Here is a 23,747-nt window from a genome sequence, read left to right as displayed (position 1 = left end):
GCAACGGAGAGTAGCACCAGGAGTCAGAGATCTTACTAAATGCCGGAATTGAAGCCATCGATAGCGCCCTTCTCAGGGCTTGCGTGCCACCCCCACATAAACCGGCATCTCCTCGTCGCGAACCGTCATCGCCGGGTCCGGCCGCCACTTGGGCCCCACGACGACGCCGGGCTCGCACAGATCGAGCCCGGCGAGGAAAGCGGACACCTCGGTGCGTGACCTCGCCCGTACCGGGGTGCCGCCGCTGCGGTAGATCTCGTCGATGCGCTCCCAGATGCCGGGGTTGAACTCGTGGGTGACGTGGGACAGCAGGAGGTAGCTGCCGGGCGCCAGGGGTTCCAGGAGGGCGTCGACGATCCGCTGCGGATCCTGCTCGTCGGTCACGTAGTGGAGGAGGGCGATCAGTGACAGGGCGATCGGGCGGTCGAAGTCGAGGTGTGTGCGGGCGTACCTGATGATCGACTCGGGGTCTTTGAGATCGGCCTGGACGTAGGCGGTGCGACCCTCGGGCCTGCCGCGCAGGAGCGCTTCGGCGTGGCGCAGGACGATGGGGTCGTTGTCGGTGTAGACCACGCCGGCGTCCGGGACGACGTCCTGTGCTATCTGGTGGAGATTCGGCTCCGTGGGGATTCCGGTGCCAATGTCCAGGAATTGCCGCACCCCCCGGTTGGCGACGAAGCGCACGGCTCGGTGCATGAACTCGCGGTTGGCCCACGCTGCCTCCTTGGCGCCGGGCATCAGCTGGACCACTTCCTCCGCGGCCGCCCAGTCGGCGGGGTAGTTGTCCTTCCCGCCGAGGAACCAGTCGTACATACGAGCCGGATGCGGAACGCTCGTGTTGATGCCGTCCGCGTGGAACGCGCCCTCTGTCACGTCAGTCCTCCCCCGCCGCAAGGCGGCGCGCCGTCTTCAGTTCGTTCGGATAGCCCGGATTCCAAGTACGCAGTTGCACAGGCTGAAGCATGTTCTCACTTACCTCACCGCACCAAAAGGCCATCAGTTAACTTTGCATAGTGAAAAGTTGGAGGGTGTTGGGCGGCCGCCCGCTACGATCTCGATCACATGGGCCCGGGACCAGGGCCCGACAGGCAAGTGGGGAACTTCCTATGGTGAGAAATGCGTTCGCTCGTTCGGCGACCGTGGCGGTGACCGGCGTGGTGCTCGCGGCGGTGGGCGCGACCACCGCCGTGGCGCAACCGGCCGGGGACAAGGCCGCGGCCGGCGGCAACGCGACGGCAGCCGATCCCGCGGCCGTCCGTGCCGCCCTTGAGCGCACCGTCACCGCGGGCGCGCCGGGCGCGTTCGCGGAGATCCGCGACCACGTCGGCCCCAAGCAGAGCTTCGCGGTCGGCAAGGCCGACCTCGACGGCACGCCGATGAACGCCAACTGGCGTTTCCGCGTCGGCAGCAACACCAAGATGTTCACGTCCGTGCTCGTGCTGCGCCTCGCCGAGCAGGGCCGTATCGACCTCGACAAGCCGCTGCGCGACTACCTCCCCGCGGGCACCCTGCCGGAGGGCTGGGACATGACCGGACGCCAGGTCATGCAGCACCGCTCCGGGATCTTCGACCACACCAACGACCTGCTCGAGCAGCAGGGCGAGGAGACCACCAAGGCGTTCGAGGAGCGCATCCGCAACACCGTCTACAAGCCCGCCGACATGGTGGCGATGGCGGTGAAGCACGGCAAGCAGTTCACCCCGGGCAGCAAGTACGCGTACTCGAACACCAACTACGTCCTGCTCGGCATGGCGATCGAGCACCTCACCGGCGGCTCGTACGCCAAGGCCCTGCGCAAGCAGATCATCGAGCCGCTGAAGCTCAAGAAGACCTCGTACGTGGTTCCCTCCAAGACCATCACCGGCAAGCACGTCACCGGCTACCTCACCAACGACGACCGCACCAAGCCGCTCCTGGACTCCACCGAGCAGAACGGCTCCTGGGTGGGCAGCGCGGGCGCCGTCATCTCCTCCGCGGCCGACTTGGACCGGTTCCTCACCAAGCTGCTCAAGGGCCGCTCCGGCGGGCTGCTCTCCGACGCCTCGGTGAAGGAGATGACGACCACCCTGCCCACGCCCACGGCCAAGGTCTCCTACGGGCTCGGGCTGCGCGCGATCGAGCTGTCCTGCGGCACGGTGTACGGCCACGGCGGCATCGTGCAGGGCTTCCAGACGCAGTCCTTCGCCACCCGCGACGGCAAGAAGACCGTCGTCGTCTTCGGCAACGCCTCCAACAACACCGCGGTGACGCAGGGCCTGACCAACACCCTCGAACCCGCCTTCTGCAGCACCAAGCCCCCGGCCACGTCGCGGCGCTCGGCCGACACCGGCGCCGACCGGCACGGCCCGGCCGCTCCCGCCGTCCCGGTGGTCGACGACACCCGTATGTGAGACACCCCCACAGGTGACGCCTCGGACAGCACCGTCCGAGGCGTCACCGAAGCCCCCTCGCGCCGTTGACACTGTGCGGCCGTACGCATACGTAGAGAAGCGGAAGTACGTATCCCGTACGGCGGTCGGGACAAGCGGTTGGGACAAGCGGTTGGGACAACAGGCGAGGCGACGGTCGACTGGCCCGGGACGCGGCGGTCGACGGGCACGGGGGCTTCATGGGATTCGGCTTCGGGCAGCGGCGCGGTGGGCAACTGCCCGTCGAGCGGACCAGTTTCGTCGGACGCACAGCGGAGATCGCGCGGGTGCGGGCGGCGTTCACGCAGGCTCCGCTGGTCACGCTGGTGGGGCCGGGCGGCGTCGGCAAGAGCCGTACGGCACTGCGCGCGGCCGAGGGGCTCGGGGAAAGGTTCCCCGACGGCGTCTGGCTCGCGGAGCTGTCGGGGCTGCGGGACCCGCAGCTGGTGCCCGCGACGCTCGCCGCCGTCCTCGAACTGCCCGAACAGGCGGGGATGGAGCCGCTCGACGCGGTCGTGGCGCATCTGCGGGGGCGGCGGCTCCTGATCGTCCTGGACACCTGCGAGCATCTGGTGGACGCCTGCGCGATGCTCTGCGACGTCCTGCTGCGGGAGGCCGCCGACGCGTGTGTTCTCGCCACCAGCAGGCAGCCCCTGGACGTGCCCGGCGAGCAGTGCCTGCACCTCGCGCCGCTCGCCGCCGAGGACGCGGTGGAGCTGTTCGTGCAGCGCGCCACCGCCGTGGCCCCGGGCTTCACGGCGGGTGAGGACAACCAGGCGCAGCTCAGCGCGCTCGTGGGCCGCCTCGACGGCATCCCGCTGGCCCTGGAACTCGCGGCCGTACGCCTGCGCGCCGTGCCCCTCGGCCACCTGGTGGCCCGGCTCGACCAGCGCTTCGGGGTGCTCACCGGCGGGCGGCGCACCGCCCCGGCCCGTCACCAGACGCTGCGTACGGCGATCGACTGGTCGTACGAGCTGTGCCTGCCCCAGGAGCGCGAACTGTGGGCGCGGCTCTCGGTGTTCGCGGGATCCTTCGAACTGGCGACGGCGGAGCGGGTGTGCGGCGGGGGCGAACTGGCGCCGGAGGACGTGCTGGAGACACTGGTCGGGCTTGTCGACAAGTCGGTGGTGCAGCACCTCGGCGCGGGCACGGGCCGCTATCGGCTCCTGGACACGCTGCGCGCGTACGGCGCCGAGCGGCTGACCGGGGCGCAGGGCATGGCGGCCGTGCGCGAGGCGCACTTCGCGTACTACCGGCGGCTGGGCCAGCGGCTGTGGGACGAGCTCCTGACGGACGCGCAGGCCGAGCTGTTCCGGACGGTGCGCGCCGAGGTCACGGACGTGCGGGCCGCGTTGCGGTACGCCTTCGCCAGCCCGGTCCTGGCCCGGCAGGGGCTGTGGCTCGCCGCCCAGTTGGCGTCGTTCTGGCGGGCCGCGGGGACGCTCTCGGAAGGGCGGTACTGGATCGACAAGGGGCTCGACCTGGTGCCCGAGGACTGCTGGGAGCGTGCCTGGGGGCTGCTGCTCGACGGGGTGCTCGCGGTGTGGAGCGGTGATCTGGAGGCGGCGCCCGGCCGCTTCGCGGACGCTCGGGAGGTCGCCGAGCGGTGCGGCGAGGAGCGGGTGCTGCTGTTCACCGACGCCTACATCGGCGCGATGCGCGCGCTCTGCGGCGAGGTCGAGGAGGGTCTGGCCGCACTGGAGCGGGGGCGGCTGCGGATCGTGGCGGCCGGGGACGCGCTCGGCATCGGCGTGGTGCACTACGAGGCCGCGCTGCTGCGGGCCGTGTTCGGCGACATCGACGGGGCACTGGACCTGTGCGCGATCGGTCTCGCCGCCCTCGAAGGCACCGGCGACCGGCAGTTGTACTCCTCGACGCTGATGGTGCAGGGCGTGGTCCTGTGGCTCGCCGGGCGGCACGAGGACAGCGCGCCACCACTCAGGCGGGCCCTGGAGGCGGTCAGCGAGGTCGGTGACGTCCTGGTCGCCGCGCTCTGCTGTCTGGGCCTCGGCTGGCACGCGGCCGGGCAGCGGCGGTACACCCGGGCGGCGTGGCTGCTCGGGTACGCCGAGAGCGCGCGGCGGCTGACCGGCGACCCGGTGGCGATGATGCCGTCGCTCCTCGAACAGCAGGAGTCGACGCAGCTAGCCGTGCGGGACGCGCTCGGCGCCGCCGCGTTCGAGCGCTGGCACGGCCTGGGCGCGCGGATGACCGGCACGGAGATCCTGGAGGCGGTGCGCGCCGACGTCGACGTACCGCCGTCGGCGCGGTGCGTGCCGGGAGCCCGGCAGGCGCGGCCCTCGGACTCCCTCACCCCGCGTGAACGGGAGGTCGCCGAACTGGTGGCGGGCGGCCTGTCCAACCGGGAGGTCGCCGAACGCCTGGTGATCTCCAAGCGGACCGCGGACACACATGTCGAGCGCATCCTCACCAAGCTCGGCCTCCGTTCGCGGGCGGAGATCCCCGGTTCGCTGACGGATTGACCGCTCCTGGGGCGGGCGATCACGTACGTACGTATGCCGCGCGCCGCGCCCGACCGGGCCCGCCCCGCCGCTACGTATACGGATCCCGGCGCGTTACGGATGCCGGGACGCGCCGCCGCCCGGGAGGATGAGGCGGTCGCCCGGGGGCCGGGAGCGTGGTGGGCGCCGGCAGCGCGGAGGTGTCCCACGCTGCCAGGCACGGGCGCCCGGTACCGCCTCCCCCCTCAGGCGGTGCGGGAGGGGTGCGGCTGCCGGCGTCGGCGGGGCAGCCGCACCTCCGCAAGGCGTCGCGGGCGCCCGTCGCGCCCGTGACGCCCCGGACCGCGCGGACGCGCTCGCCGCCGCGGTCGCCGACCCGCCGCCGTGGCCCGGCCTGTTCCGCGCCGCTCCCTGCCTACGATCCCCCCATGGCTCTCTTCCGCGTCGAACGCGCCACTCCGCTCAGCCCGGCCGAGGCCTGGCGGCGGCTGACGGACTGGGAGCGGCACGGTCGGGTCGTGCCCCTCACCCGCGTCACCGTCTCCGGCGCCCCGCCGCACGGCGCGGGCACCGTCTTCACGGCGCGCTCCGGGGTCGGACCGCTGGCGTTCGACGATCCGATGGAGGTCACCGTCTGGCGGCCGCCGGAGGCGGCGGAGACGGGGCTGTGCCGCCTGGTCAAGCGCGGTGTGGTGGTGACGGGTTGGGCCGAGATCGAGGTGCGGCCGGTGGGGCAAGGCGCGCGGGTGGTCTGGCGGGAGGAACTGCGGATCCGTTGGCTGCCCCGACTTCTGGACCCGGTGGTGGCGCGGGTGGCCGCGCGGGTCTTCGGGCGGGCGGCCGGGGCACTGCTCGCCTCGCCGTGAGGGCCGGCCGCCCGGGACCGTCGTCGCTCCGATGACCGGGTCCGGCGAATCAGTCGCTCTGATGACCGGTCCAGGGAGTCAGTCACTCCGATGCCCCGGTCCGGCGGCACGGTGGCTCCGCCGCCCGGTCCCGGCGGTCAGTCGAGGGGCTTCTCCCACACCGACACGTGCTGGGTGCTCTCGCCGGTGAACGGCGTCCGCGACCACTCCTGCCACCGGTCCCTCAGCCGCAGTCCGGCGAGCCGCGCCATCAGGTCCAGCTCGGCCGGCCACACGTACCGGAACGGGACGGCCCAGTGCTCGGCGCGGCCGTCGGTGATCGTGACGTAGTTCGAGCTCATCGCCTGGGTGGCGACGTCGTAGGTGTCGAACGCCCACTCCGTGGGGCCGATGCGGAACGGCACGGCGGTCTGGCCGGGCGGCAGGAGGCGCAGGTCCGGTACGCCGACCTCGACGACGAAGGTGCCGCCGGGCAGCAGATGGTCGGCGGCGTTGTGGAAGCAGGCGACTTGGGCGTCCTGCGTGGTCAGGTTGTTGATCGTGTTGTAGACGAGATAGGCGACCGTGAACGTGCCCGGCACGCGGGTCGTGGCGAAGTCGCCGATGGTGACGCCGACGGCGTCGCCGCCGTGCTTGTCCCGCAGACGGGCCGCCATCGCGCGCGACATCTCGATGCCGTGGACCGGGACGCCACGGGCCGCCAGGGGCAGCGCGATCCGGCCGGTGCCGACGCCGAACTCCACCGCCCGCCCGTCGCCCGCCAGTTCGGCGAGCAGGTCGACCGCCGGGTCCACGGCCTCGGGCCGGAACATGTCCGCCGAGGAGTCGTCGTAGGTCGCCGCGATGTCTTCCCCGAAGTATCCGTCCTCATCAGGCATCCCAGGACCGTAGCGCCCGGGATGCCTGGGGTGCGCGGCAATTTCCGTGCGCTTCGGGCGCGGGGTGCGGCACCTTCTCCGAGGTTCGGGTGGACGGTGCGGCATCTTCTCCGAGGTTCGGGTGCGTGGTGCGGAGCCTTCTCCACCGCTCAGGCGCGCAGCCCGGCGTCGAGGTCGCGGATGAGCTCGCCCACGCGCCCGCCCCCGGGAGGTGCGGCGGGCAGGCGGCCGAGGACCGCGCCGACCGCCGCCGGTGCGTGCTGACGCGCCCACTCCAGGGTCTGCGCGCCGACGCGCGGGTCGTCCCCGGCCACCAGTTCCTCCGCCCGCGCCGCGTGCGCCGCCGCACCGACGATGTGCTTCACCTGATGGGCACTGGCCTTGGGGTGGAGGAAGGCGGCCGCCGCCGCGTGGCTCGCCGACCACGCGGCCGCGGCGGCCGCGGGCGAGGCGGCCTCCTTCGCCGCCTTGTACGCGGCCCACGCGCTCTGCCGCAGAACGGTCGTGCGCCGCTCGCCCGCGGCGAAGGCGTCGGCCCCCTCGATGGCTTCGCGAGGGCGGGTGTCGGCGGGGAGTTGCTTCTCGAAGACCGCAAGGACCCTTCGGGCGCAGGCGGCCGCGTAGCCCGTGATCTCCCGCAGTTCGTCTTCGCTCAGCTCGATTTGCTCTGTCTCGGTCGGCACGGGCCCATCCTGCCGCAGGCCGCGGCGGCCCGGCCGCGGGGTGGGTCCCGTCAGCTCTCGCCGACCGTGAAGTGCCGCTCCTCGCGCGGGTTCTCGAGTTCGTCGAGGACCGCCACGGCGAGGTCCTCGGCCGAGATCCGGGACACCCCGTCGGCGTCGGTGACGAGGGTGGTGGTGCCGCGTCGGTACGTACCGCTGCGGTGCCCCGGTTCGAGGAGGGCGGGCGGGCTGAGGTAGACCCAGTCGGCCGCCGGGTGCGCACGGCAGACGTCCAGTTGCGCGGCGCTCGCGGCGGCGATGCCGCGCCACTCCTGCGGCACGTACTCCGGGGTGTCGAGGACGAGCCGGGCGGGGTGGCCCGGTGCCCGCAGGGGTGCGGAGCCGCCGACGACGAGGATGCGGGTGCGGGCCGTCGCGGCCGCGTCGAGCAGCGCCGTCGTGGTCGGCACCACCGTGTGTTCGTGACCGGGGGCGGGGCGGGTCGCGGCCACGATCGCGTCGACGCCGCCGAACAGGGCGCTCATGTGGTCGGGGTCGTCGGCGTTGCCCTCGACGGCGGTCACGCCGGGCGGCAGGGCGGCCGTCGGTGTTCTCCGGAACACGGCTACGAGGTCATGGCCTCGGCCGGCGGCTTCGCTGACGACACGGGAGCCGACCATGCCCGCGGCTCCTACTACGGCGATCTTCATCGGGGTGTGCCTTTCGATACGGGTGCGGAAGCGGAAGCAGGGGTGGGGTTCGGGGTGGGACCGGGCGTAGAACCGGGCGCGGGCGCGGACTCATGTGCGCGCCTGGACGGCGGCAACTGCCCCGCGACGATCGCCGCCAGGGAGAGCCCGAACCCCACGAGTTGGACCGGGCCCAGCGTCTGACCGAGCACGGCGGCCCCGAGTACGGCGGCCACCAGTGGCGACAGCAGGCCGAGCACCGCCACGGACGTGACGGGCAGGGTGGTGATGCCGCGGAACCACAGGACGAACGTGATCAGGCCGCCGACCAGACCCAGCCAGAGGTAGCCGAGTGCGGCGGACAGGTCGACCGCGGGCGGCGCCCCCTCGGCGAGGAAGGTGAGGGGCAGCAGGAACAGTCCACCGGCGGCGAGTTGCCAGCCCGCGAACGCGGTGGGGCTGACCCCGGCGGGCCGCCCCCAGCGCTTGGTGAGCGTCACGCCGAGCGCCATCGTGGCCGCGCCGGCGAGGCCCGCCACCACCCCTACGGCGTCGAACCCGGCGTTCGGCCTGATGACGACCAGGCCGACGCCCACGGCACCGACCGCGCCCCAGACGAAGCGCCGGGCGGAGGGGCTCTCGTGGAGGACCGTCACGGCCAGGACCGCGACCATGAGGGGCGACGCCGCGGCGAGGGTGGCGGCGACCCCGCCCGGCAGGCGTTCGGCGGCGACGAACAGCAGCGGGAAGAACAGCCCGATGTTCAGGACGCCGAGCACGGCGGCCTTCCCCCACCACGCACCGCGCGGCAGCGTCCGGGTCACCGCGAGGGCGACGAGCCCGGCGGGCAGCGCGCGCAGCAGCCCCGCGAACAGGGGGTGCCCCTGCGGCAGCAGTTCGGTCGTCACGACGTAGGTCGTGCCCCACACGGCGGGAGCGAGCGCCGTCAGGGCGATGCGGGGCAGATTCCCTCGAAGAGCACCCGCGCCGGTTCCGCCGGAACCCGTCGGTGCTGCTGGACTTGTCATACCCGTAGCCTCGCCCGGCCCGATTGATGAGTCCAACACATGTTTGTCAGCTCATCGATCTCGATACAAGATTGATCGCCATGGAACTCCAGCAGATGCGGTACGTCGTCGCCGTCGCCGAGACGAACAGCTTCACCCGGGCCGCCGAGCGGTGCCTCGTCGTCCAGTCCGCCCTCAGTCACCAGATCGCGCGCCTGGAGAAGGAGTTGGGCGCGCGGCTCTTCGAGCGCACCAGCCGCAGGGTGCGCCTCACCCCGGCCGGCGCGGCGTTCCTCCCGGCGGCCCGCCAGTGCCTGGACGCCGCCGAGCGGGCGGCGGCCGAGGTCGCCGCGGCGGTGGGAGAGGTACGCGGGCGGCTCGCCGTGGGCCTGATCCCCACCGTCGCCGCGGTCGACGTCCCCGGCGCACTGCGGGACTTCCGCCGCCAGTACCCGCAGGTGCGGATCAGCCTGCGCGTGGGCGCGAGCGACGACCTCATCGAGCAGGTCAGGGAGGGCGCCCTCGACGTGGCCTTCCTCGGCCTTCCGACGACGGCGCGGCCCCAGGGCGTCGCGGCCCACGAACTCGCCCGCGACCGGCTCGTCGCCGTGGTCGCGCCGGACCACCCCCTCGCCGGTCGGGCGTCGGTCAGCCTGCGCAGGCTCGCCACCGAGGTCTTCGTGGACCTCCCCGCGGGCACGGCCGGGCGCCTCCAGTCCGACCAGGCCTTCTCGGCCGCCGGTCTCAGCCGGGACGTCGCCTTCGAGGTGACGGCCGCCGACTACATGACCCGCCTCGTCGCACCGGGCCTCGGCATCGCCATGCTCCCCTCCGCCTACGCGCCCCAACTCACCGGCGTCACCACCGTCGAGGTCGCCGACGCACCGGCCCGCGTCGAGTACGTCATCTGGAGCCGCCACAGCCGCACACCGGCGGCGGCCGCCTTCCTCACCGTCATCGACATCCCGACGGGGGACGCGCCCGCCGTGTGACACACCCCGCGCCACGGGCATCGAGGACGGCGCACCACCGGACCAACCCGTCCCAAAAGTCTGTTGACTCCCCAGTGGGCTCAGGCGGAAAGTACCGCTGACCGGCTTGTCATGTTCTTGTCCACACCCCCTCCGACAAGAGGTGAGCCTTGTTCCTCCGCCGCACACCCACACGACGCGCTAGAACGACGCACCCCCGAGCCCGCCGCGCGGGCCTCGTCGCCGCGCTCCTGGCCCTCACCCTCTCCCCGCTCGCCGCCGTCCCCGCCCAGGCGAACCCTGAGCCGTCCGGCAGCCGCCCCCTCGTCCGGCCGATCGACCCACAACGCTGGCAGAACCCCGACGACATGACGTGGGCCGACTACAGGTCGGTGCCCGGCACCGACTGGGCCAACCCCGAACTGGAGCCGACGAAGCGGACCTTCAAGGGCGCCCTGGTGCTGCTGGACTACCCCGACGAGGAGTTCACGGTCACCAAACCGGCGGGATCAAGCCTCTTCGGGAATCCGCAGCCCAGCGCGTCGAACGTGCCGCGCGGCCAAGTGCCGTCGTTCTACCGCGACTTCCTCAACAAGCCGGGTGCGCTCAACAAGGGCCACACCATCAACGAGTACTGGATGGAGGACTCCGGCGGCCGCATCGGCGTCGACCTGACGTCCTTCGGCGTCTACCGCATGCCGCACAAGTCGTTCCAGTACGGCATCGAACCCCAGATGAACCCGGGCGCCTGCCCGGCCGGCTTCAGCTGCGGCAAGGACATCCGCGCCGACGGCAAGGCGGCGTGGGTCGCCGACGCGGGCGAGGCCGAGACCGCGAAGTACGACTTCGTCTTCTACCTCACCGCCGGGCAGGACGAGTCGTCCGTCTGGCAGGAGTTCGGGCAGATGAAGTTCGCGTCGCCGCGGGACGTACCGGCGAAGTGGGGGCCGCCCGCGCCCATCTCCACCGGGGGCAACTCCGCCAACACCCGCTACGTGCCATGGACTTCGTGGGCGGCGGCCGCCCGGATCTGGCCGAACGCCTCCAACGGCTCCTCCACGCAGGCCGAGAGCTCCGGCATGGCCGTGTACGCCCATGAGTTGAGCCACATCCTCGGCATCGCCGACAACTACAACAACCCCTACGGCACACCGACGCGCCGCGCCTACACCGGCATCTGGAGCATGCTGTCGCGCGGCTCCTTCAACGGCCCCGGCGGCCCGCACACCCGCTGGCAGATCCCGGCCGCCAACGGCGCGTCCATGGGCTCCCAGCACATCCTGCGCGACAAGCTGAAGCTCGGCATCGTCGACGAGAAGAACGTGCTGCGCCTGGACCGCGACGCGCTCAAGGACTCCGGCACGGTCGTCGCCCGCGTCACCGCGCGCTCCGCGCCACCCGGCGACAAGGGGCTCAGCGGCGTCAACATCGCCATGAACCGCGACCTGTCACCGTCCTGCGATCCCGCCACCGACCCCCTGTGCGACGGCGGCGGCTACAACAACTACACCGTCGAGGTCGTCGACCGCATGGGCATGGACTCCTTCACGCCCGACAACGGCGTCCTGCTCAGCAAGACCAAGAACCAGGACCGCGCCCCGTTCGCCTGGGTCGTCGACTCCCACCCCGAAGACATCGACATGGTCGACTTCAAGCGCCCCGACGGCAGCCCGCAGAAGATCACCATGGGCGACTACCGGCAGCTCAGCGACGCGCTCCTGCACGCCGGTGCCGACTCCGGCAGCGAGTACGAGTACGTCGACCGCGCCAACCGCCTGCACTTCTACGTCCTGGACCTGCGCCGCACCCGCGCCGGTGTGCTCTCGTACACCGTCGCCGTGAAGTCCCTGGACGGCGCGGGCCCGCAGCGCCGCGGCGCCGACCTGAGCCGCGGCCGCGCCAAGGGCGACCCCGACCGCCGGGCCGTGTGCAGCTTCGACCTGGACAACACGGGGCGCGCCAAGGCCCCGCAGTCCGGACACCCCGAGAACGTAGACACGTACCTGAACTCCGACGTCTACCGCCTCACCGCCAAGTCCTCCGCCCGCGGCTGGTCGGCCTGGCTGCCCAACCGCCTCGCGACCGCGCGGGCGGGCGGCTCCGTCGAGGTCGATGTCGCCGTCAAGGCGCGTCCTGGCGCCGAGCGGCACAACCGCGTCACGCTCACCGCCCGCTCGGAGAGCGACCCGGGCAAGTCCGCGACCGCTGTCTGCAAGCTCAGGAAGTAGCGGCGGGGGCGGTCGCCCACCGGGCGTGGCCGACCGCCCCTGGCTTACGCGTGGCCGTCGTCACCCCTCGGAACCGGCTCCCTCGCCGCCCGTTCCTCCTAGGCTTACGCCTGGAAAGGTGGGACTGATGGACATACCAAACGTTGTCGGAGACTGGCAGGAATATCAGTCCGAGGAGTGGGCCGGGCTGCGCGTCCGCGTGCACCACCTCCGCAGGGCCACACCGCAGCGCGGGCGCGACGAGGACGCCAAGGGCCTGACGTATGTCGCTTTCGACGTCACCTTCGACAACCGCGGCTCCACCTACTTCGCCATCGACCTGCACGATCACCCGCGCCACTACGACGTCCGCGTCGGCAGGGACGGACACGGCGCGTTCGTCGACGAGTTCGGCGGCGCCGTGATCCGCGACTTCAATCTCTATCCGCAGCGCCGGGTCACGGCCACGCTGTACGCCGCCGCGCCCGCCGCGAAGCTCAAGCAGCTCGACATCCAGATCAGCCCGGCGGTCGACGACGAGCCCGCGTTCGGCTACGTGTGGTCCGGGGGGCTCGGCGTGCACGAGGGCTCCACGCGCACCGACGGACGCGCGTCGTCGGCCAAGACCGGCGTCGCCAGCGAAGTGGAGCGGTTCCTCCAGGACAGCTCGGGCGACTGAGCCGAGGCAGGAACGCCGCCGGGCCCGGTCGGCACGGTCACGCTGTGCCGACCGGGCCCGGTGACTCCTGTCAGTGGGTGGCGGTCCCCCGTCAGTTGGTGATGGTCACACAGGGCAGGCCCACGCTCGCCCCGCCGCGGAAGCCCTCGGCGCAGAGCCGGGTGCCCGCCGGGAAGTGGCGCTGGGGGTAGGCCTGGTCGCGGTACGTCCTGAACTGGGCGACGTCCTCCACCTTGGTGTTCGCGGACCAGCCGTTGGTGGTCCACACACGCGCGGAGATGCGGTTCGGCTGGTTGGTGTTGGTGACCGACACCTCGACCCGGCCGAGGTAGGTGCCCGAGTCGTACGTCTCGATGCAGACGGAGTGGTTGCACCACTTGCCGTCGGCCACGGCCGAGGGCCCCGCGACGATGACACAGCCGAGCGCGGCGACCACGGCGGCGAACCCGGCGGCGACCTTCTTGGTGAGCTTGTACATGCTGAGCACTCCTTCGAGCGTTTCCCTCACGCCCCCGCGACGAGGCACTGGGAGCTGACGATTCGGATCCCTCTGAGCGGGCCAGGACCGGTCCGATGTCGCCGGACAGGGACGGCCCAGGCGGACCAACGCGGGGCAAGATCATGAGTTACGCCGGTGTCCCTCTGCGAAGCGTGCGGGACCGTCCGGGCCCGCCGCAGAGGGGGCGAGACGGTCCTGGAAACGCGGCGGAGCCCGGTCGACCGAGGTCGACCGGGCTCCGCTTCGTGTCGTCAGGAGGTCAGGGGTCGCGCCCCGGCCCTCCCTCGGCTCAAGGTCTAGCGACCCCAGGTGCCCTGGTTCACCGCGCAGTTCCAGCCGTTGCCGCGGACGCTGAACTTCACCTTGTAGGACCTGGTGTTCAGCAGCCGCGTGCGCACCTGGACGCCGAGGCTGGCCTTCTTCTTCAGGGTCTTGGTGTGGACGGAAACGGTCCGCGACGTCTTGCGGGTGACCTTGCCGCCCTTCGCCTTGGCGCTGCCGAAGCGAATGTTCTTCACGTTGGTCACCGTGAAGGTGACCTTCTTGAAGCTCTTGGTGCTCTTGTTCTTCAGGCCGAAGTACAGGCCGTTGCCGGTGACCCAGCCGTTCGAGTTGGTGTAGAACCTCGACGTGTAGACGATGTCGATCGGGCAGCCGGCGCTCCGCGGCGCGACCTTGGAAGCGGACGGAGCGGCCTTCGGCCCCTCGGACGCGGACGCGGCACCGGCCAGACCGAGCTGAGCGGCGGTGATGGCCCCGGCGGTCGCCAGGACAGCGGCAGACGTGCGCATGCGGTTCACTACGGAATTACCTCTTCCCCCTGTGGCCCCTTGTGGGACCAACTGACAGCACAATGCAATGTGTTCGCGCCGGACGATTCACGTCCCTGCGGCGCGCCCCGTATTCCTAGCACGAGGACGCCACAGGAGAACAAGTCAGCCAGCGCGTCACCACGGCACCGTGACAGAAGCCGGACAATCGTAAGGCATTCCGAGGTGTACTCCGGAACGGGTTCCGAAGGGGCCCTTTCCGGGGTGATTCCGGTGAACTTCCGGAGTCGGCTTCCTTGGCCTTTCGCTTCCGGACCCTGCCGTTCCTCATCCGGACGCGTTCACAGAATGCGATTGCAGTGGCTAATTCTCGCCCCTCGCGGGAGCGTCGGACGTGGCTTGACTGCGTCGTCACGGGGGCCACGGTGGCGGATGCAATGGACGGTGCACGGGAACGGACCTGTCCGCGCGGGCCCCGTCGGCCCGCACCTGTCCTGAGGAGACCGCCTTGGCGACGAACCCGACCTCGAACACACCCGGCGCGACCGACGCTTCGCACCCCACCCCCGACGACGTCGGAGCAATGTACGACCAGTTCGGCGACCTGCTCGCCATGACGCTGGGGTCGACGGCCGTGCACATCGGCATGTTCGTGCCGCACGGCGAGCCCACACCCGTCACGTCGCTCGTCGGCCTCGCCGACCTCGCGCAGGACCGGCAGACCGAATTCCTCATCGACACGCTCCACGGCGCCGTCGGCCACGTACCGGCCCCGCACTTCCTGGACATCGGCTGCGGCACCGGCGGCCCCGCCCTGCGCCTCGCCGAGCGCACCGGCGGCCGGGTCTCCGGCATCACCGTCAGCAAGACCCAGCTGGCCCGGTGCGAAGACCGGCGCCGGGGGCACCGCGCGGGCGAGCGCGTCGACTTCGCGTACGGCAACGCCATGGACCTCAGCCACCCCGACGCCTCGTTCGACGGCGCCTGGTCGATCGACTGCGTGCCCCATCTGTCCGACCGGCCCGCCGCCCTCCGCGAGGCCCTGCGCGTGCTCAGGCCGGGCGGGCACCTGCTCTTCACGGAGTTCGCGCTGCGCGGCACACCCACCGAGGAGCAGTCGTCGGCGTACACGCGCCTGTGGACCTGTCCGCCGCTGCGGCCCTTCTCCACCCTCGTCGGCGAGATCGAGGAGACCGGCTTCCGGGTCGTGCGGGCGCAGGACATGACGGCCAACGCCGTGCTGTGCTCCGAGCTGATGTCGACCCTGTACCAGGACCGCCGTACGGAGATCGAGGAGCGCTTCGGCAAGGAGGCCCTGACCCACACCGACCCGCTGATGGCGCCCTACCGTTCCTTCTGCCGGAACCACTTGGACTACTACTTGATGCTGCTGCGCAAGCCGGAGGCGTAGCGGAAGGCAGCGCGGGGGCGCACCTGCCCCGGTCGTCCGCGGCGTACGGCATCCGGGTTACCCGCAGGCGTCCACCACCTCGTCGAACGTCTCCAGGAGGCCGAGGAACGCCTCCCTCCCCCAGGCGCCCACCGCCAGCGCGGCCGCCAGGACCGCGGCGCCGTGCGCGCACGCCACGTCGTCCCGCCCCCGGGACCGCAGCCCGGTGTCGTCCCCGTCGGCCCAGGCCCGCACCGCCTGGGACACGGCGAGTTCGTGGTGGGGCGGCCCGGCGGCGGCGATGGCGTCGGCCGCGCGGACGACGTCCGACGGAGTGAGGGTGCGCGGGGCCGAGAGGACGATGCCGACGACCAGGCGCAGGATGTCCCCGGTGACGGAGGGCAGTTGGCGGGCCGCGGCGGGGTCCGCTCCGTCGAGGGCGGCGGCGACCCCGGCGGCGTCCTCGCGCGCGTAGGCCCGGACGAGCGCGAGCCCGCGCCGCGTGGCCTCCCGGCCGGACGGGGCACCGGGCAGGGCCGGTCCCCCGCCCATGTCCTCCGGATCTGCTGCCGCCGGCGCCCCGTACGGGTCCAGCTGTGAGCGGTACGACGCCATGCCCATTCCCCTTTCACAGGACGTACCGAGATCCTGCGACCTCAAGTGCACTCGAGGTCAAATCGACCGATCGGGGTGTACGGAGTCGATCCGGGGCGGACAGGGCAGCCGCTTGAGTCTCCTGTAAGGGGAGACTGCAAGGTGGGGCCCATGAGCGACGAAGTGCTGTACTCGATCGGTGAGCTGGCCCGGCGTACCGGGCTGACCGTCAAGACGATCCGGTTCTACTCGGACCGGGGTGTCGTCGAGCCGACGGACCGCAGTCCGGGTGGCTACCGCCGCTACGGCGCCGAGGCCGTCGCCCGGCTCGAACTCGTGCGGACCCTGCGTGATCTGGGCCTGGATCTCGACACGGTCCGCAAGGTGGTCGAGCGGGAGCTGTCGCTCGCCGAGGTCACGGCGGCGCACGCCGAGGCGCTGGACGTGCAGATCCGCGGCCTTCGCCTGCGGCGGGCCGTGCTGGCGGCGGTGGCCCGGCGCGGCTCCACCCCCGAGGAGCTGGACCTCGTGCACCGGCTCGCGAAGCTCTCCGAGGCCGAACGGCGGCGTCTCGTCGACGGCTTCCTCGCCGCCGTCTTCGACGGCCTGGACGGACATCCGGAGTTCATCGGCGTCAGGCGATCGATGACGCCCGAGCTGCCCGCGGACCCGGAGGTCGAACAGATCGAGGCGTGGGTGGAGTTGGCCGAGCTGTTCCAGGACCCCGGCTTCCGCGCCGGCATGCACGGCATGGCCCACGACATGGCGGCCGACCGGGCCCCGGACGACACCACCGGCCTCCCCCGCGTTCTCGCCGAGGCCCTCCGCACCCGGGTCACCCCTGCGCTGGCCGCGGGCATCACCCCGGACGCCCCCGAGGCCGGTCCGGTCGTCGCCGACCTCGCCGCCCACTACGCACACATCCTCGGCGACCGCCTCGACCCCGCTGACCTGCGCCAACGGCTGCTGTCCCGCCTGGAGTCGATGAACGACCCACAGCGGGACCGTTACTTGGAGCTACTCGCCGTCGTCAACGGCTGGCCGCCGCCGGACAGCCTGGCGCCGGTACTCGACTGGTCCGTCGCGGCACTCCGCGCGCGGTGACCACGGCCTCCGACAAGGTGACCGAACCCGCCGCACACCGGCCGCCGTCCGGCTACCGTGCGCTCCGCGCGGTGCCCGGCTTCTGGCGGATCGCCGCGACCGGCATGCTGTCGAAGCTGCCCACCAGCATGGCCTCGCTGAGCCTGCTGCTTCTGATCAGCCGTCACCATTCTTACGGCATCGCCGGGTTGGCGGTGAGCTGCTCGGCGATCGGCCAGGCGCTCACGGCTCCGGTACGGGGGCTGCTCGTGGACCGCTGCTCCCACCGTCCGGTACTGCTGTGCTGTCTCGCCGGGCAGGTCGGGGCCATCGCGCTCCTGGTCGCCGTACGGAAGCAGGGCTCGCCCCTGCGGCTGCTGGCGCTCGCGACGCTGCTCGGGGCCAGTGCGCCGCCCGTCGCCGTCATGATGCGTACCGTCTGGCAGGGGGCCGCCGCCCGCGCCCTCGGCCCGGCGATGGCGCTCGACTCGGCGATGACGGGTGCGGCGCTGATGGTCGGGCCCGCCCTCGCGGGCTGGCTCAGCGTGTCGGTCTCGCCTGTCGCCCCGTTCCTCACGGTGGCCGTCCTGTCGGCCGGGGCGGTCGGGTCGCTGCTTGGCCTGCCGGTCACGCCTCGACCGGTCACGCGCGGGCACGGGGCGGGGCCGCTGCGGAGCGCGCCGCTGCGCCGACTCCTCGCCGTGAACGGCCTGTTCGTGTGCGCCGTCACCGGCATGGACGTGGTGCTGCCGAGCTATGCGCGCGAACACGGCGCGGCCGTGTACGCGGGGTGGTGTCTCGGCGCGCTGGCCGTCGGGAGCGTCGTGGGCGGTCTGGTGCTCGGGGCCGTGCCCGCTCTGTCGGGAGGGCCTGGGCGCCGGGTCGGGGTGCTGCTGTGCGTCTTCGCGGCGGGCGCGGGCGCGCTGGCCTGCGCGGCGCGGGTCTCGCCGCCGGTCGTCCTGCTCGTGTGCCCGGTGGCCGGGCTCGCCGTCGGTTCTGTCTTCGCGGCGCTGCGGACGACCGGTGGGGATCTCGCGCCGGAGGGACGTGTCACGGAGACCATGTCGTGGCTGAGCACCCTCGACCTCGCGGGAGGTGCGGTCGGGGCGGCCGTCTTCGCGCAGGTCGCGGCGGTGGCGGGGAGCGGGACGGCGCTGGTGGTGGTGCCGGGGGCGGCCGTGCTCGCCGTCGCCGTGGGTCGGATTCCCGTACGCGCTCCTCAGGCCAGCCACGCCTCCGGGTCCCGATGACACCCGAGCCCCACCGCCGCGAACTCGTTCTCGGCCCTACCCGCCACCGTGCCCAGCCGCCGCAGCGCCCGGGAGATCGGCCTCCCGGCGGCGGGAAGGCGCTGCCCCTCCCCCACCCGCAGCGGCCCCGGGGCGAGCGTGCCGCCGTCCCACATGGCGGCCCGCTGCTCGCCCGCGCCGCCGACGTACTCGGCTTCCACGTGCGCCACCGCCCCGCGGCCGACCACTTCGCGAGGAGGGTGCCGAAGCCGCCGGGCGGCCGCCAGAACGCCGGAGGACGCACGGGGCCGCCGTCCGTGACGGCGTCGGAGAGTGCGTCGGCCATGGGCATCAGCGACAGGCCCTGGCCGAGCGGTGCGAGGCGGGCGGCTGCCGGGCCGCGTGCCGTGCCCCGCGACAACGTGGCTTCGGCGATCACCGCGTGCAGCGCGTAGCCGATGCCGACGTCCCCTCCGCGACCAGCCGGTGCGAGGCCCTGCCCTGCCCCAAGGGCCCCGAGGCGCTCACAGGCCCACGACCCCACGACCCACGGCGATCGCGCCGAAGCCGACGCGGGACGCACGTGGGCGCCCCCACCCGCCGTGCGGAGGGGGCGCCCACATCACAGGGATCGCGTCACTACGGCCGTGTCACAACGAGCGCGCGGGGCCAGGGGCTCCGGCCCTCACTCGTGTGCCTCCGCCTCCACCGGCTTGGGGATGAGGAAGGACGTCACGAACGCCGCCGCGATGAGAGCGACACCCGCGATCATGGCGGCCGAGTAGCCCGCGGTCGACGTCTTGTCGGCCGGTTCGGCGGCGGTCTGGACGGCGTACAGGAGGGCGAAGCTCAGGCCCGCGCCGAGGTTGAAGGCGCCGGCGTTCAGGCCGGGCAGGAAGCCCGGGTTCTCCTTCGGGGAGAGGACGATGCCGAGGCCGTTGAGGACGATGTTGCCGACTCCGGCGTAGGTGACGCCGATGAGGACCGACGAGACCAGCAGGAGCGCGCGGGAGTCCGCCTGGAGGGTCACGAGCATCAGGGCGACGGTCGCGGCCGAGCCGATGAGGCCGAGGCGCAGGATCTTGCCGTAGCCGTGGGTGGCGGCCAGGCGTCCGGCGAGAGGGCCCATGGCCAGGCCCGCGAGGGCGTACGGGGTGAGGGTCCACCAGGCCGACGCCTCGGCGCTCATCCCGAATCCGGCGTCCGCGTTCTGGGCGAAGGCGGGGATCATGCCGTTCATGACCGCGAAGACACCGGTCATCGTCAGGACGGTGGTCAGGAGCAGCGCCCACGTGGAGCGCTGGCGCAGGTGCCGGGTCGCGACGAGGGGGTGCTTGCTGCGGTCCTCGGCTCGCCAGAACCCGGCGAAGGCGATCGCGGCGACGACGGCGAGCCCGGCCACGAGCGGCCAGTTGGCCTTGCCCAGCTTCCCGGCCTCGTTGAGGGCGATGAGGGCCGCGCCGACGGAGACGACGAGGAGCGCCACGCCGGGCCAGTCCATGCGGTTGTCGGAGCCGGAGGCGCGCGCCGTGGACTCCGGGGTGAGCGTGGCGACGAGGACCATGGCGAGTCCGGCGACGACGGCCATGACCCAGAAGACGGACTGGAAGCCGTAGTGGTCGGCGAGGGAGCCGCCCGCGATGGAGTCGACGCCCGCGATGCCGCCGTTGACGGCGGTGATGACGCCGAGGAGCGTGCCGTACCGCTTCGGCTCGTGCACCTCGTTGCGCAGCATGATCAGGCAGAGCGGCACGGTCGGCCCGGACACGCCCTGGATGACGCGGCCGACGAACAGCATGGGCACGCTCTGCGCGAGGGCGGCCACGACGCAGCCGACGGCCATGAGCGCCATCATCGCGGCGAGGACGCGGCGGCGGCCGATGAGGTCGCCGAGGCGCGGCAGGAAGAGCGAGAACAGCGCTGCGGACGTGAAGAACGCCGTCTGGGTCAGGCCGACCTCGGCGGAGGTCGCGTCGAGGGAGTCCTCGACGCTCTTCAGGGCGGGACTGAGCATGCTCGCGTTCAGCTGGAAGGCGAAGCAGGCCGCGAGCAGCGCGGTGACCAGGACCCAGACGCGCACGGGTCGGCCGCCGGGAGAGGCGGCGGGAGGTGCGGGTTCGGCGAGGGAGGCGTTCACGCGGGCACGTCACCGATCCGCTCGAGGGCGTCCACGACCAGGTCCCAGAACCGCTCGTGGTCCAGGTCGACGGCGACCTGGGTGCGGCAGTCGGCGGGGGCGGGCGCGCGGAAGTCCGCGACGGTCATGCCGAGGGTGAGGGTGCCGGTCAGCTCGATGTCCACGGGGGCCTTGCGTACGGTCATGACGCTCGGGTCGATGACGTACGCGACCGCGCACGGGTCGTGCACGGGCGGGGCCTCGAAGCCCTGGTTCTTCAGGTACATGGCGCCGAAGAAGTCCAGGAGCTCGTTGACGAAGACGGCGGGCTTCGTGCCGACGTTCGCGATGCGCTCGACGACCTCGGGGGTCGCGAGGGCCTGGTGCGTCAGGTCGAGGCCGACCATCGTGACGGGCCAGCCCGCGTTGAAGACGATGTGCGCGGCCTCGGGGTCGATCTTGATGTTGAACTCGGCGACGGCGCTCCAGTTGCCCGTGTGGTAGCCGCCGCCCATGAGGACGACCTCGCGGACGCGCTCGGCGATGCGGGGCTCCTTGCGCACGGCGAGGGCGATGTTCGTCAGGCCCGCGGTGGGCACGATGGTGATCTCGCCGGGCTCGTGCGCCATGACCGTGTCGATGATGAGGTCGACGGCGTGGCGGGGGTCGAGGGCCAGGGTGGGCTCGGGCAGGACGGGGCCGTCGATGCCGCTCTCTCCGTGGATCTCGGCGGCCGTCTCGACGGTGCGCACCAGGGGGCGGGGGCAGCCTGCCGCGAAGGGGACGCCGGTGATGTCGGCGATGCGGGCGACGGAGAGGGCGTTGCGGGTGACCTTCTCCAGGGTCTGGTTGCCGACGACCGTGGTGACCGCGACCAGTTCGACGTCCGGGTTGCCGTGCGCGAGGAGCATGGCGATCGCGTCGTCATGTCCGGGGTCGCAGTCGAGGATGATCTTTCGGGCCATCGGCGGAACCTCTTTGTTCGGCTGAGCTGCCACGGCGGGGCGGCGCTCGGGAAAACGTTCTCCAAAGACTTTGTGCAGGAGTATGAATTATGTCAATGACCTGCGGCACGTCCCGACCGGCGTGCCGCAGCGCACCCTGCTCCGCCCCTCTCACCTGGCACGAAGAAACCCTGGTCGCCGACCCCCGCCGTTGATAACGTTTGCCGAAACGCACCGAAGGGGTGGACCGAGGCGTGGCTGACGTAACACTGCGGGACGTGGCCCGGGCCTCCGGCTGCTCCGTCGCCACGGTCTCCCGGGTCCTCGCCGGGACGCGCCCCGTCGGCCCGGAGACGGCCCGCCGCGTCCGCGAGGCCGCCGAGGCCCTCGGCTACCGCCCCAACCAGGCCGCCCGCGCCCTGCGCAGCCGCTCCACCGGCACCGTCGGCCTGGTCCTGCCGCAGATCACCAACCCCTTCTACCCCGCCCTGGTGCGTGAGCTGACCCACGCCCTGCACGCCGAGGGCCGCGCCGTGCTGCTCGCCGACTGCGACGACGACCCGACGGCCGAGGCCGAGTACATCGACGACCTGCTGAGCCGTCGGGTCGACGCGCTCCTCGTCATCCCGGCCGACGAGCGCCGCAGCCGCGACGCGGTCGCCGCGGCCGCCGCCCGGGTGCCGCTGGTCCTGATGGACCGCGGCTGCGGGCCGGGCATCGCCGACTCCGTGGGGGTCGACAACGCCGCGGGCATGGCCCTCGTCCTCGGACATCTGGCCGCGACGGGCCGCCGCCGGGTCTGCTACCTGGGCGCCGACGGGACGGCGTCGGCCGCCGCCGAGCGGCGCGCGGCGTACGCGGCCGGGGCCGCCGTGCTCGATCCGGGCGCGCCCGGGCGGATCGCGCTCGGCGGCTTCTCCGTGGAGTGGGGCCGAGCCGCCGTCGACCTGGTGTGGGACGCCCGGCCGGACGCGCTGGTGTGCGCGAACGACCTCATCGCGGTCGGCGCGCTGCAGCGCCTCCAGCAGCTCGGCGCGGACGTGCCCGGCGACGTGGCCGTCACCGGCTTCGACGACATCCCGATGGCCGCGCTCGCCGCCCCCGGCATCACGACCGTCCGCCAGCCGGTCGCCGAACTCGCCGCAGAGGCCACCCAGTTGCTCAGCCGCCGCCTCGCCGGGCGCGGCGAGGGCCCGCAGCGGGCGATACGGCTCGCGCCGGAGCTGGTCGTACGGGAGTCGAGCGCGCCGGGGACGGGCGAGCCGGGCGCGGGCGAGGCGGGCGCCGCTGTTCTTCCGACGCGGTGAGGTCCGCCCCCCCCTTGAACGCGGCTCACGCACCCCTGGACGCGGCTCACTCGCCCTTGAACGGGGCTCGCCCGCCCCTGAACGGGCACCGGTGTCCCCATCAAGGTCATCGGGACGTACCTTGTGCGGTGAGACAGTTCACGCCCCGGTAGAAGACGGACGGTGCCATGACCGACCCCTCGACGACGCCCGGACCGGCCGCGCGCCCGCACATCGACACGTCGGTGCCGCACTCCGCCCGGATCTGGAACTACTGGCTGGGCGGGAAGGACAACTACCCCGTCGACGAGGCGGCCGGTGACGCCTACAGCGCCGTCTACCCCGGCATCGTCACCATCGCCCGCAGCAGCCGCGCCTTCCTGGCCCGCAACATCACGTACCTGGTCGGCGAGGCGGGCATCCGGCAGTTCCTTGACATCGGGACCGGCCTGCCGACCGTGGACAACACCCACGAGGTGGCGCAGCGCCTCGCCCCCGAGACCAGGATCGTCTACGCCGACCACGACCCGATGGTCCTCGCACACGCCCGCGCCCTGCTCACCTCCACACCGGAGGGCGCGACCGCCTACGTCGACGCCGACATCGCCGACCCCGACCGCATCCTGGCGGCGGCCGCCGAGACGCTGGACCTCACCCGCCCCACCGCCCTCATCCTCAGCAACATCCTGGGCCACGTCGCCGACTACGAACAGGCACGCGCCATCGTCGCCCGCCTGCTAGACGGACTGCCCTCCGGCAGCTACCTCTCCGTCAACGACGGCTCACGCGGCATCGACGCCGACTACGAACAGGCCCAGGACGCCTACAACGAAACCGGCGCCGTCCCCTACTTCCTGCGCCCCGTCGACCAGATCGCGGCCTTCTTCGACGGCCTGGAACTCCTCGAGCCCGGCGTCGTGTCGGTCCCCTTCTGGCGCCCGGACCCCCAGTCCCCCGCCCCGGTGGCGATCGGCGAGCACGGAGGCCTCGCGCTCAAGCGGTGACGC

22 protein-coding genes are annotated in these 23,747 nt (G+C 72.4%); 11 read left to right on the top strand and 11 right to left on the bottom strand.

Annotated features, from left to right (window positions below; translation table 11 throughout):
• Nucleotides 1–72 precede the first annotated feature (72 nt).
• On the bottom strand, nt 73–873 hold the full coding sequence (locus ACZ6BG_RS17795) for an SAM-dependent methyltransferase (RefSeq protein ID WP_469002090.1): 801 nt from the start codon (nt 871–873) through the stop codon (nt 73–75).
• A gap of 233 nt (nt 874–1,106) precedes the next feature.
• On the opposite strand from ACZ6BG_RS17795, the gene ACZ6BG_RS17790 reads away from it, so the two are divergent.
• From ACZ6BG_RS17790 to ACZ6BG_RS17780, 3 genes are all read left to right on the top strand, one after another.
• On the top strand, nt 1,107–2,390 hold the full coding sequence (locus tag ACZ6BG_RS17790; protein ID WP_469002088.1) for a serine hydrolase domain-containing protein: 1,284 nt from the start codon (nt 1,107–1,109) through the stop codon (nt 2,388–2,390).
• 218 nt (nt 2,391–2,608) lie between these two features.
• A complete protein-coding gene (locus tag ACZ6BG_RS17785) occupies nt 2,609–4,891 on the top strand; it encodes an ATP-binding protein (protein ID WP_469002087.1) in 2,283 nt (760 codons plus the stop codon).
• Between the two features lie 407 nt (nt 4,892–5,298).
• On the top strand, nt 5,299–5,736 hold the full coding sequence (locus ACZ6BG_RS17780) for an SRPBCC family protein (protein ID WP_469002085.1): 438 nt from the start codon (nt 5,299–5,301) through the stop codon (nt 5,734–5,736).
• A gap of 137 nt (nt 5,737–5,873) precedes the next feature.
• Here the strand turns inward: ACZ6BG_RS17780 and ACZ6BG_RS17775 are convergent, their stop codons facing one another.
• The 4 genes from ACZ6BG_RS17775 to ACZ6BG_RS17760 all read right to left on the bottom strand — a co-directional run bounded on the left by ACZ6BG_RS17775 (nt 5,874) and on the right by ACZ6BG_RS17760 (nt 8,993).
• Nucleotides 5,874–6,614, bottom strand: a complete 741-nt coding sequence (locus ACZ6BG_RS17775) for a class I SAM-dependent DNA methyltransferase (protein WP_469002082.1) — start codon at nt 6,612–6,614, stop codon at nt 5,874–5,876.
• A 149-nt stretch (nt 6,615–6,763) separates the two neighbouring features.
• Nucleotides 6,764–7,297 carry a putative immunity protein gene (locus tag ACZ6BG_RS17770; RefSeq protein WP_469002080.1) on the bottom strand — a complete coding sequence of 178 codons (534 nt, stop codon included), beginning with the start codon at nt 7,295–7,297 and terminating at the stop codon, nt 6,764–6,766.
• Between the two features lie 50 nt (nt 7,298–7,347).
• Nucleotides 7,348–7,986, bottom strand: a complete 639-nt coding sequence (locus ACZ6BG_RS17765; protein WP_469002078.1) for an NAD(P)-dependent oxidoreductase — start codon at nt 7,984–7,986, stop codon at nt 7,348–7,350.
• Nucleotides 7,983–8,993, bottom strand: coding sequence for an EamA family transporter (locus tag ACZ6BG_RS17760; RefSeq protein ID WP_469002076.1), 1,011 nt, complete (start codon nt 8,991–8,993; stop codon nt 7,983–7,985). The genes ACZ6BG_RS17765 and ACZ6BG_RS17760 overlap by 4 nt, the downstream gene beginning before the upstream one ends.
• 80 nt (nt 8,994–9,073) lie before the next feature.
• On the opposite strand from ACZ6BG_RS17760, the gene ACZ6BG_RS17755 reads away from it, so the two are divergent.
• From ACZ6BG_RS17755 to ACZ6BG_RS17745, 3 genes are all read left to right on the top strand, one after another.
• The gene (locus tag ACZ6BG_RS17755; RefSeq protein ID WP_469002073.1) at nt 9,074–9,964 is read left to right on the top strand and encodes a LysR family transcriptional regulator; all 891 of its coding nucleotides are present in this window, start codon (nt 9,074–9,076) and stop codon (nt 9,962–9,964) included.
• Between the two features lie 149 nt (nt 9,965–10,113).
• Nucleotides 10,114–12,171: a M6 family metalloprotease domain-containing protein gene (locus tag ACZ6BG_RS17750; RefSeq protein WP_469002070.1), complete on the top strand. Its 2,058-nt coding sequence runs from the start codon at nt 10,114–10,116 to the stop codon at nt 12,169–12,171.
• Between the two features lie 127 nt (nt 12,172–12,298).
• On the top strand, nt 12,299–12,829 hold the full coding sequence (locus ACZ6BG_RS17745) for a hypothetical protein (protein ID WP_469002068.1): 531 nt from the start codon (nt 12,299–12,301) through the stop codon (nt 12,827–12,829).
• A gap of 91 nt (nt 12,830–12,920) precedes the next feature.
• On the opposite strand, the gene ACZ6BG_RS17740 is transcribed toward ACZ6BG_RS17745, so the two are convergent.
• Entirely contained in the window at nt 12,921–13,307 is a 387-nt protein-coding gene (locus tag ACZ6BG_RS17740) for a hypothetical protein (protein WP_469002065.1), read from the bottom strand.
• 317 nt (nt 13,308–13,624) lie between these two features.
• The gene (locus ACZ6BG_RS17735; RefSeq protein ID WP_469002062.1) at nt 13,625–14,119 is read right to left on the bottom strand and encodes a hypothetical protein; all 495 of its coding nucleotides are present in this window, start codon (nt 14,117–14,119) and stop codon (nt 13,625–13,627) included.
• 487 nt (nt 14,120–14,606) lie between these two features.
• On the opposite strand from ACZ6BG_RS17735, the gene ACZ6BG_RS17730 reads away from it, so the two are divergent.
• Entirely contained in the window at nt 14,607–15,509 is a 903-nt protein-coding gene (locus ACZ6BG_RS17730; RefSeq protein ID WP_469002060.1) for a class I SAM-dependent methyltransferase, read from the top strand.
• A 57-nt stretch (nt 15,510–15,566) separates the two neighbouring features.
• Here ACZ6BG_RS17730 and ACZ6BG_RS17725 read toward each other — a convergent pair whose 3' ends face one another.
• Nucleotides 15,567–16,103, bottom strand: a complete 537-nt coding sequence (locus tag ACZ6BG_RS17725; protein ID WP_469002058.1) for a hypothetical protein — start codon at nt 16,101–16,103, stop codon at nt 15,567–15,569.
• A gap of 150 nt (nt 16,104–16,253) precedes the next feature.
• On the opposite strand from ACZ6BG_RS17725, the gene ACZ6BG_RS17720 reads away from it, so the two are divergent.
• Both ACZ6BG_RS17720 and ACZ6BG_RS17715 read left to right on the top strand, forming a co-directional pair.
• Nucleotides 16,254–17,186, top strand: a complete 933-nt coding sequence (locus ACZ6BG_RS17720; RefSeq protein ID WP_469002055.1) for a MerR family transcriptional regulator — start codon at nt 16,254–16,256, stop codon at nt 17,184–17,186.
• The gene (locus ACZ6BG_RS17715) at nt 17,183–18,415 is read left to right on the top strand and encodes an MFS transporter (protein ID WP_469002053.1); all 1,233 of its coding nucleotides are present in this window, start codon (nt 17,183–17,185) and stop codon (nt 18,413–18,415) included. The genes ACZ6BG_RS17720 and ACZ6BG_RS17715 overlap by 4 nt, the downstream gene beginning before the upstream one ends.
• Here the strand turns inward: ACZ6BG_RS17715 and ACZ6BG_RS17710 are convergent.
• The 3 genes from ACZ6BG_RS17710 to uriH all read right to left on the bottom strand — a co-directional run bounded on the left by ACZ6BG_RS17710 (nt 18,385) and on the right by uriH (nt 21,475).
• The gene (locus ACZ6BG_RS17710; RefSeq protein WP_469002050.1) at nt 18,385–18,615 is read right to left on the bottom strand and encodes a hypothetical protein; all 231 of its coding nucleotides are present in this window, start codon (nt 18,613–18,615) and stop codon (nt 18,385–18,387) included. The genes ACZ6BG_RS17715 and ACZ6BG_RS17710 overlap by 31 nt on opposite strands.
• A 464-nt stretch (nt 18,616–19,079) precedes the next feature.
• Complete coding sequence (uriT, locus tag ACZ6BG_RS17705; RefSeq protein ID WP_469002048.1) at nt 19,080–20,531, bottom strand: uridine transporter UriT; 1,452 nt, start codon at nt 20,529–20,531, stop codon at nt 19,080–19,082.
• A complete protein-coding gene (gene uriH, locus ACZ6BG_RS17700) occupies nt 20,528–21,475 on the bottom strand; it encodes a uridine-preferring nucleoside hydrolase UriH (RefSeq protein WP_469002045.1) in 948 nt (315 codons plus the stop codon). Before uriH ends, uriT begins: the two co-directional genes overlap by 4 nt.
• 233 nt (nt 21,476–21,708) lie before the next feature.
• Between uriH and ACZ6BG_RS17695 the strand changes: the two genes are divergently transcribed.
• Together ACZ6BG_RS17695 and ACZ6BG_RS17690 are read left to right on the top strand one after the other, a co-directional pair.
• On the top strand, nt 21,709–22,761 hold the full coding sequence (locus ACZ6BG_RS17695; protein ID WP_469002043.1) for a LacI family DNA-binding transcriptional regulator: 1,053 nt from the start codon (nt 21,709–21,711) through the stop codon (nt 22,759–22,761).
• Between the two features lie 167 nt (nt 22,762–22,928).
• Nucleotides 22,929–23,744, top strand: coding sequence for an SAM-dependent methyltransferase (locus ACZ6BG_RS17690; RefSeq protein WP_469002040.1), 816 nt, complete (start codon nt 22,929–22,931; stop codon nt 23,742–23,744).
• Nucleotides 23,745–23,747 lie beyond the last annotated feature (3 nt).

This window comes from Streptomyces sp. NPDC041205, assembly GCF_055591765.1.
The sequence above is the reverse complement of the archived record's forward strand: the minus strand, read 5'-3'. Positions and strand labels throughout refer to the sequence as shown.

Excerpts from the sequence above, each read along its gene's own strand:
- ACZ6BG_RS17790 (WP_469002088.1), top strand. The coding sequence starts at position 1,107 with ATGGTGAGAAATGCGTTCGCTCGTTCGGCGACCGTGGCGGTGACCGGC.
- ACZ6BG_RS17785 (WP_469002087.1), top strand. The coding sequence starts at position 2,609 with ATGGGATTCGGCTTCGGGCAGCGGCGCGGTGGGCAACTGCCCGTCGAG.
- ACZ6BG_RS17780 (WP_469002085.1), top strand. The coding sequence starts at position 5,299 with ATGGCTCTCTTCCGCGTCGAACGCGCCACTCCGCTCAGCCCGGCCGAG.
- ACZ6BG_RS17775 (WP_469002082.1), bottom strand. The coding sequence starts at position 6,614 with ATGCCTGATGAGGACGGATACTTCGGGGAAGACATCGCGGCGACCTAC.
- ACZ6BG_RS17765 (WP_469002078.1), bottom strand. The coding sequence starts at position 7,986 with ATGAAGATCGCCGTAGTAGGAGCCGCGGGCATGGTCGGCTCCCGTGTC.
- ACZ6BG_RS17760 (WP_469002076.1), bottom strand. The coding sequence starts at position 8,993 with ATGACAAGTCCAGCAGCACCGACGGGTTCCGGCGGAACCGGCGCGGGT.
- ACZ6BG_RS17755 (WP_469002073.1), top strand. The coding sequence starts at position 9,074 with ATGGAACTCCAGCAGATGCGGTACGTCGTCGCCGTCGCCGAGACGAAC.
- ACZ6BG_RS17745 (WP_469002068.1), top strand. The coding sequence starts at position 12,299 with ATGGACATACCAAACGTTGTCGGAGACTGGCAGGAATATCAGTCCGAG.
- ACZ6BG_RS17740 (WP_469002065.1), bottom strand. The coding sequence starts at position 13,307 with ATGTACAAGCTCACCAAGAAGGTCGCCGCCGGGTTCGCCGCCGTGGTC.
- ACZ6BG_RS17735 (WP_469002062.1), bottom strand. The coding sequence starts at position 14,119 with ATGCGCACGTCTGCCGCTGTCCTGGCGACCGCCGGGGCCATCACCGCC.
- ACZ6BG_RS17725 (WP_469002058.1), bottom strand. The coding sequence starts at position 16,103 with ATGGCGTCGTACCGCTCACAGCTGGACCCGTACGGGGCGCCGGCGGCA.
- ACZ6BG_RS17720 (WP_469002055.1), top strand. The coding sequence starts at position 16,254 with ATGAGCGACGAAGTGCTGTACTCGATCGGTGAGCTGGCCCGGCGTACC.
- uriH (WP_469002045.1), bottom strand. The coding sequence starts at position 21,475 with ATGGCCCGAAAGATCATCCTCGACTGCGACCCCGGACATGACGACGCG.
- ACZ6BG_RS17690 (WP_469002040.1), top strand. The coding sequence starts at position 22,929 with ATGACCGACCCCTCGACGACGCCCGGACCGGCCGCGCGCCCGCACATC.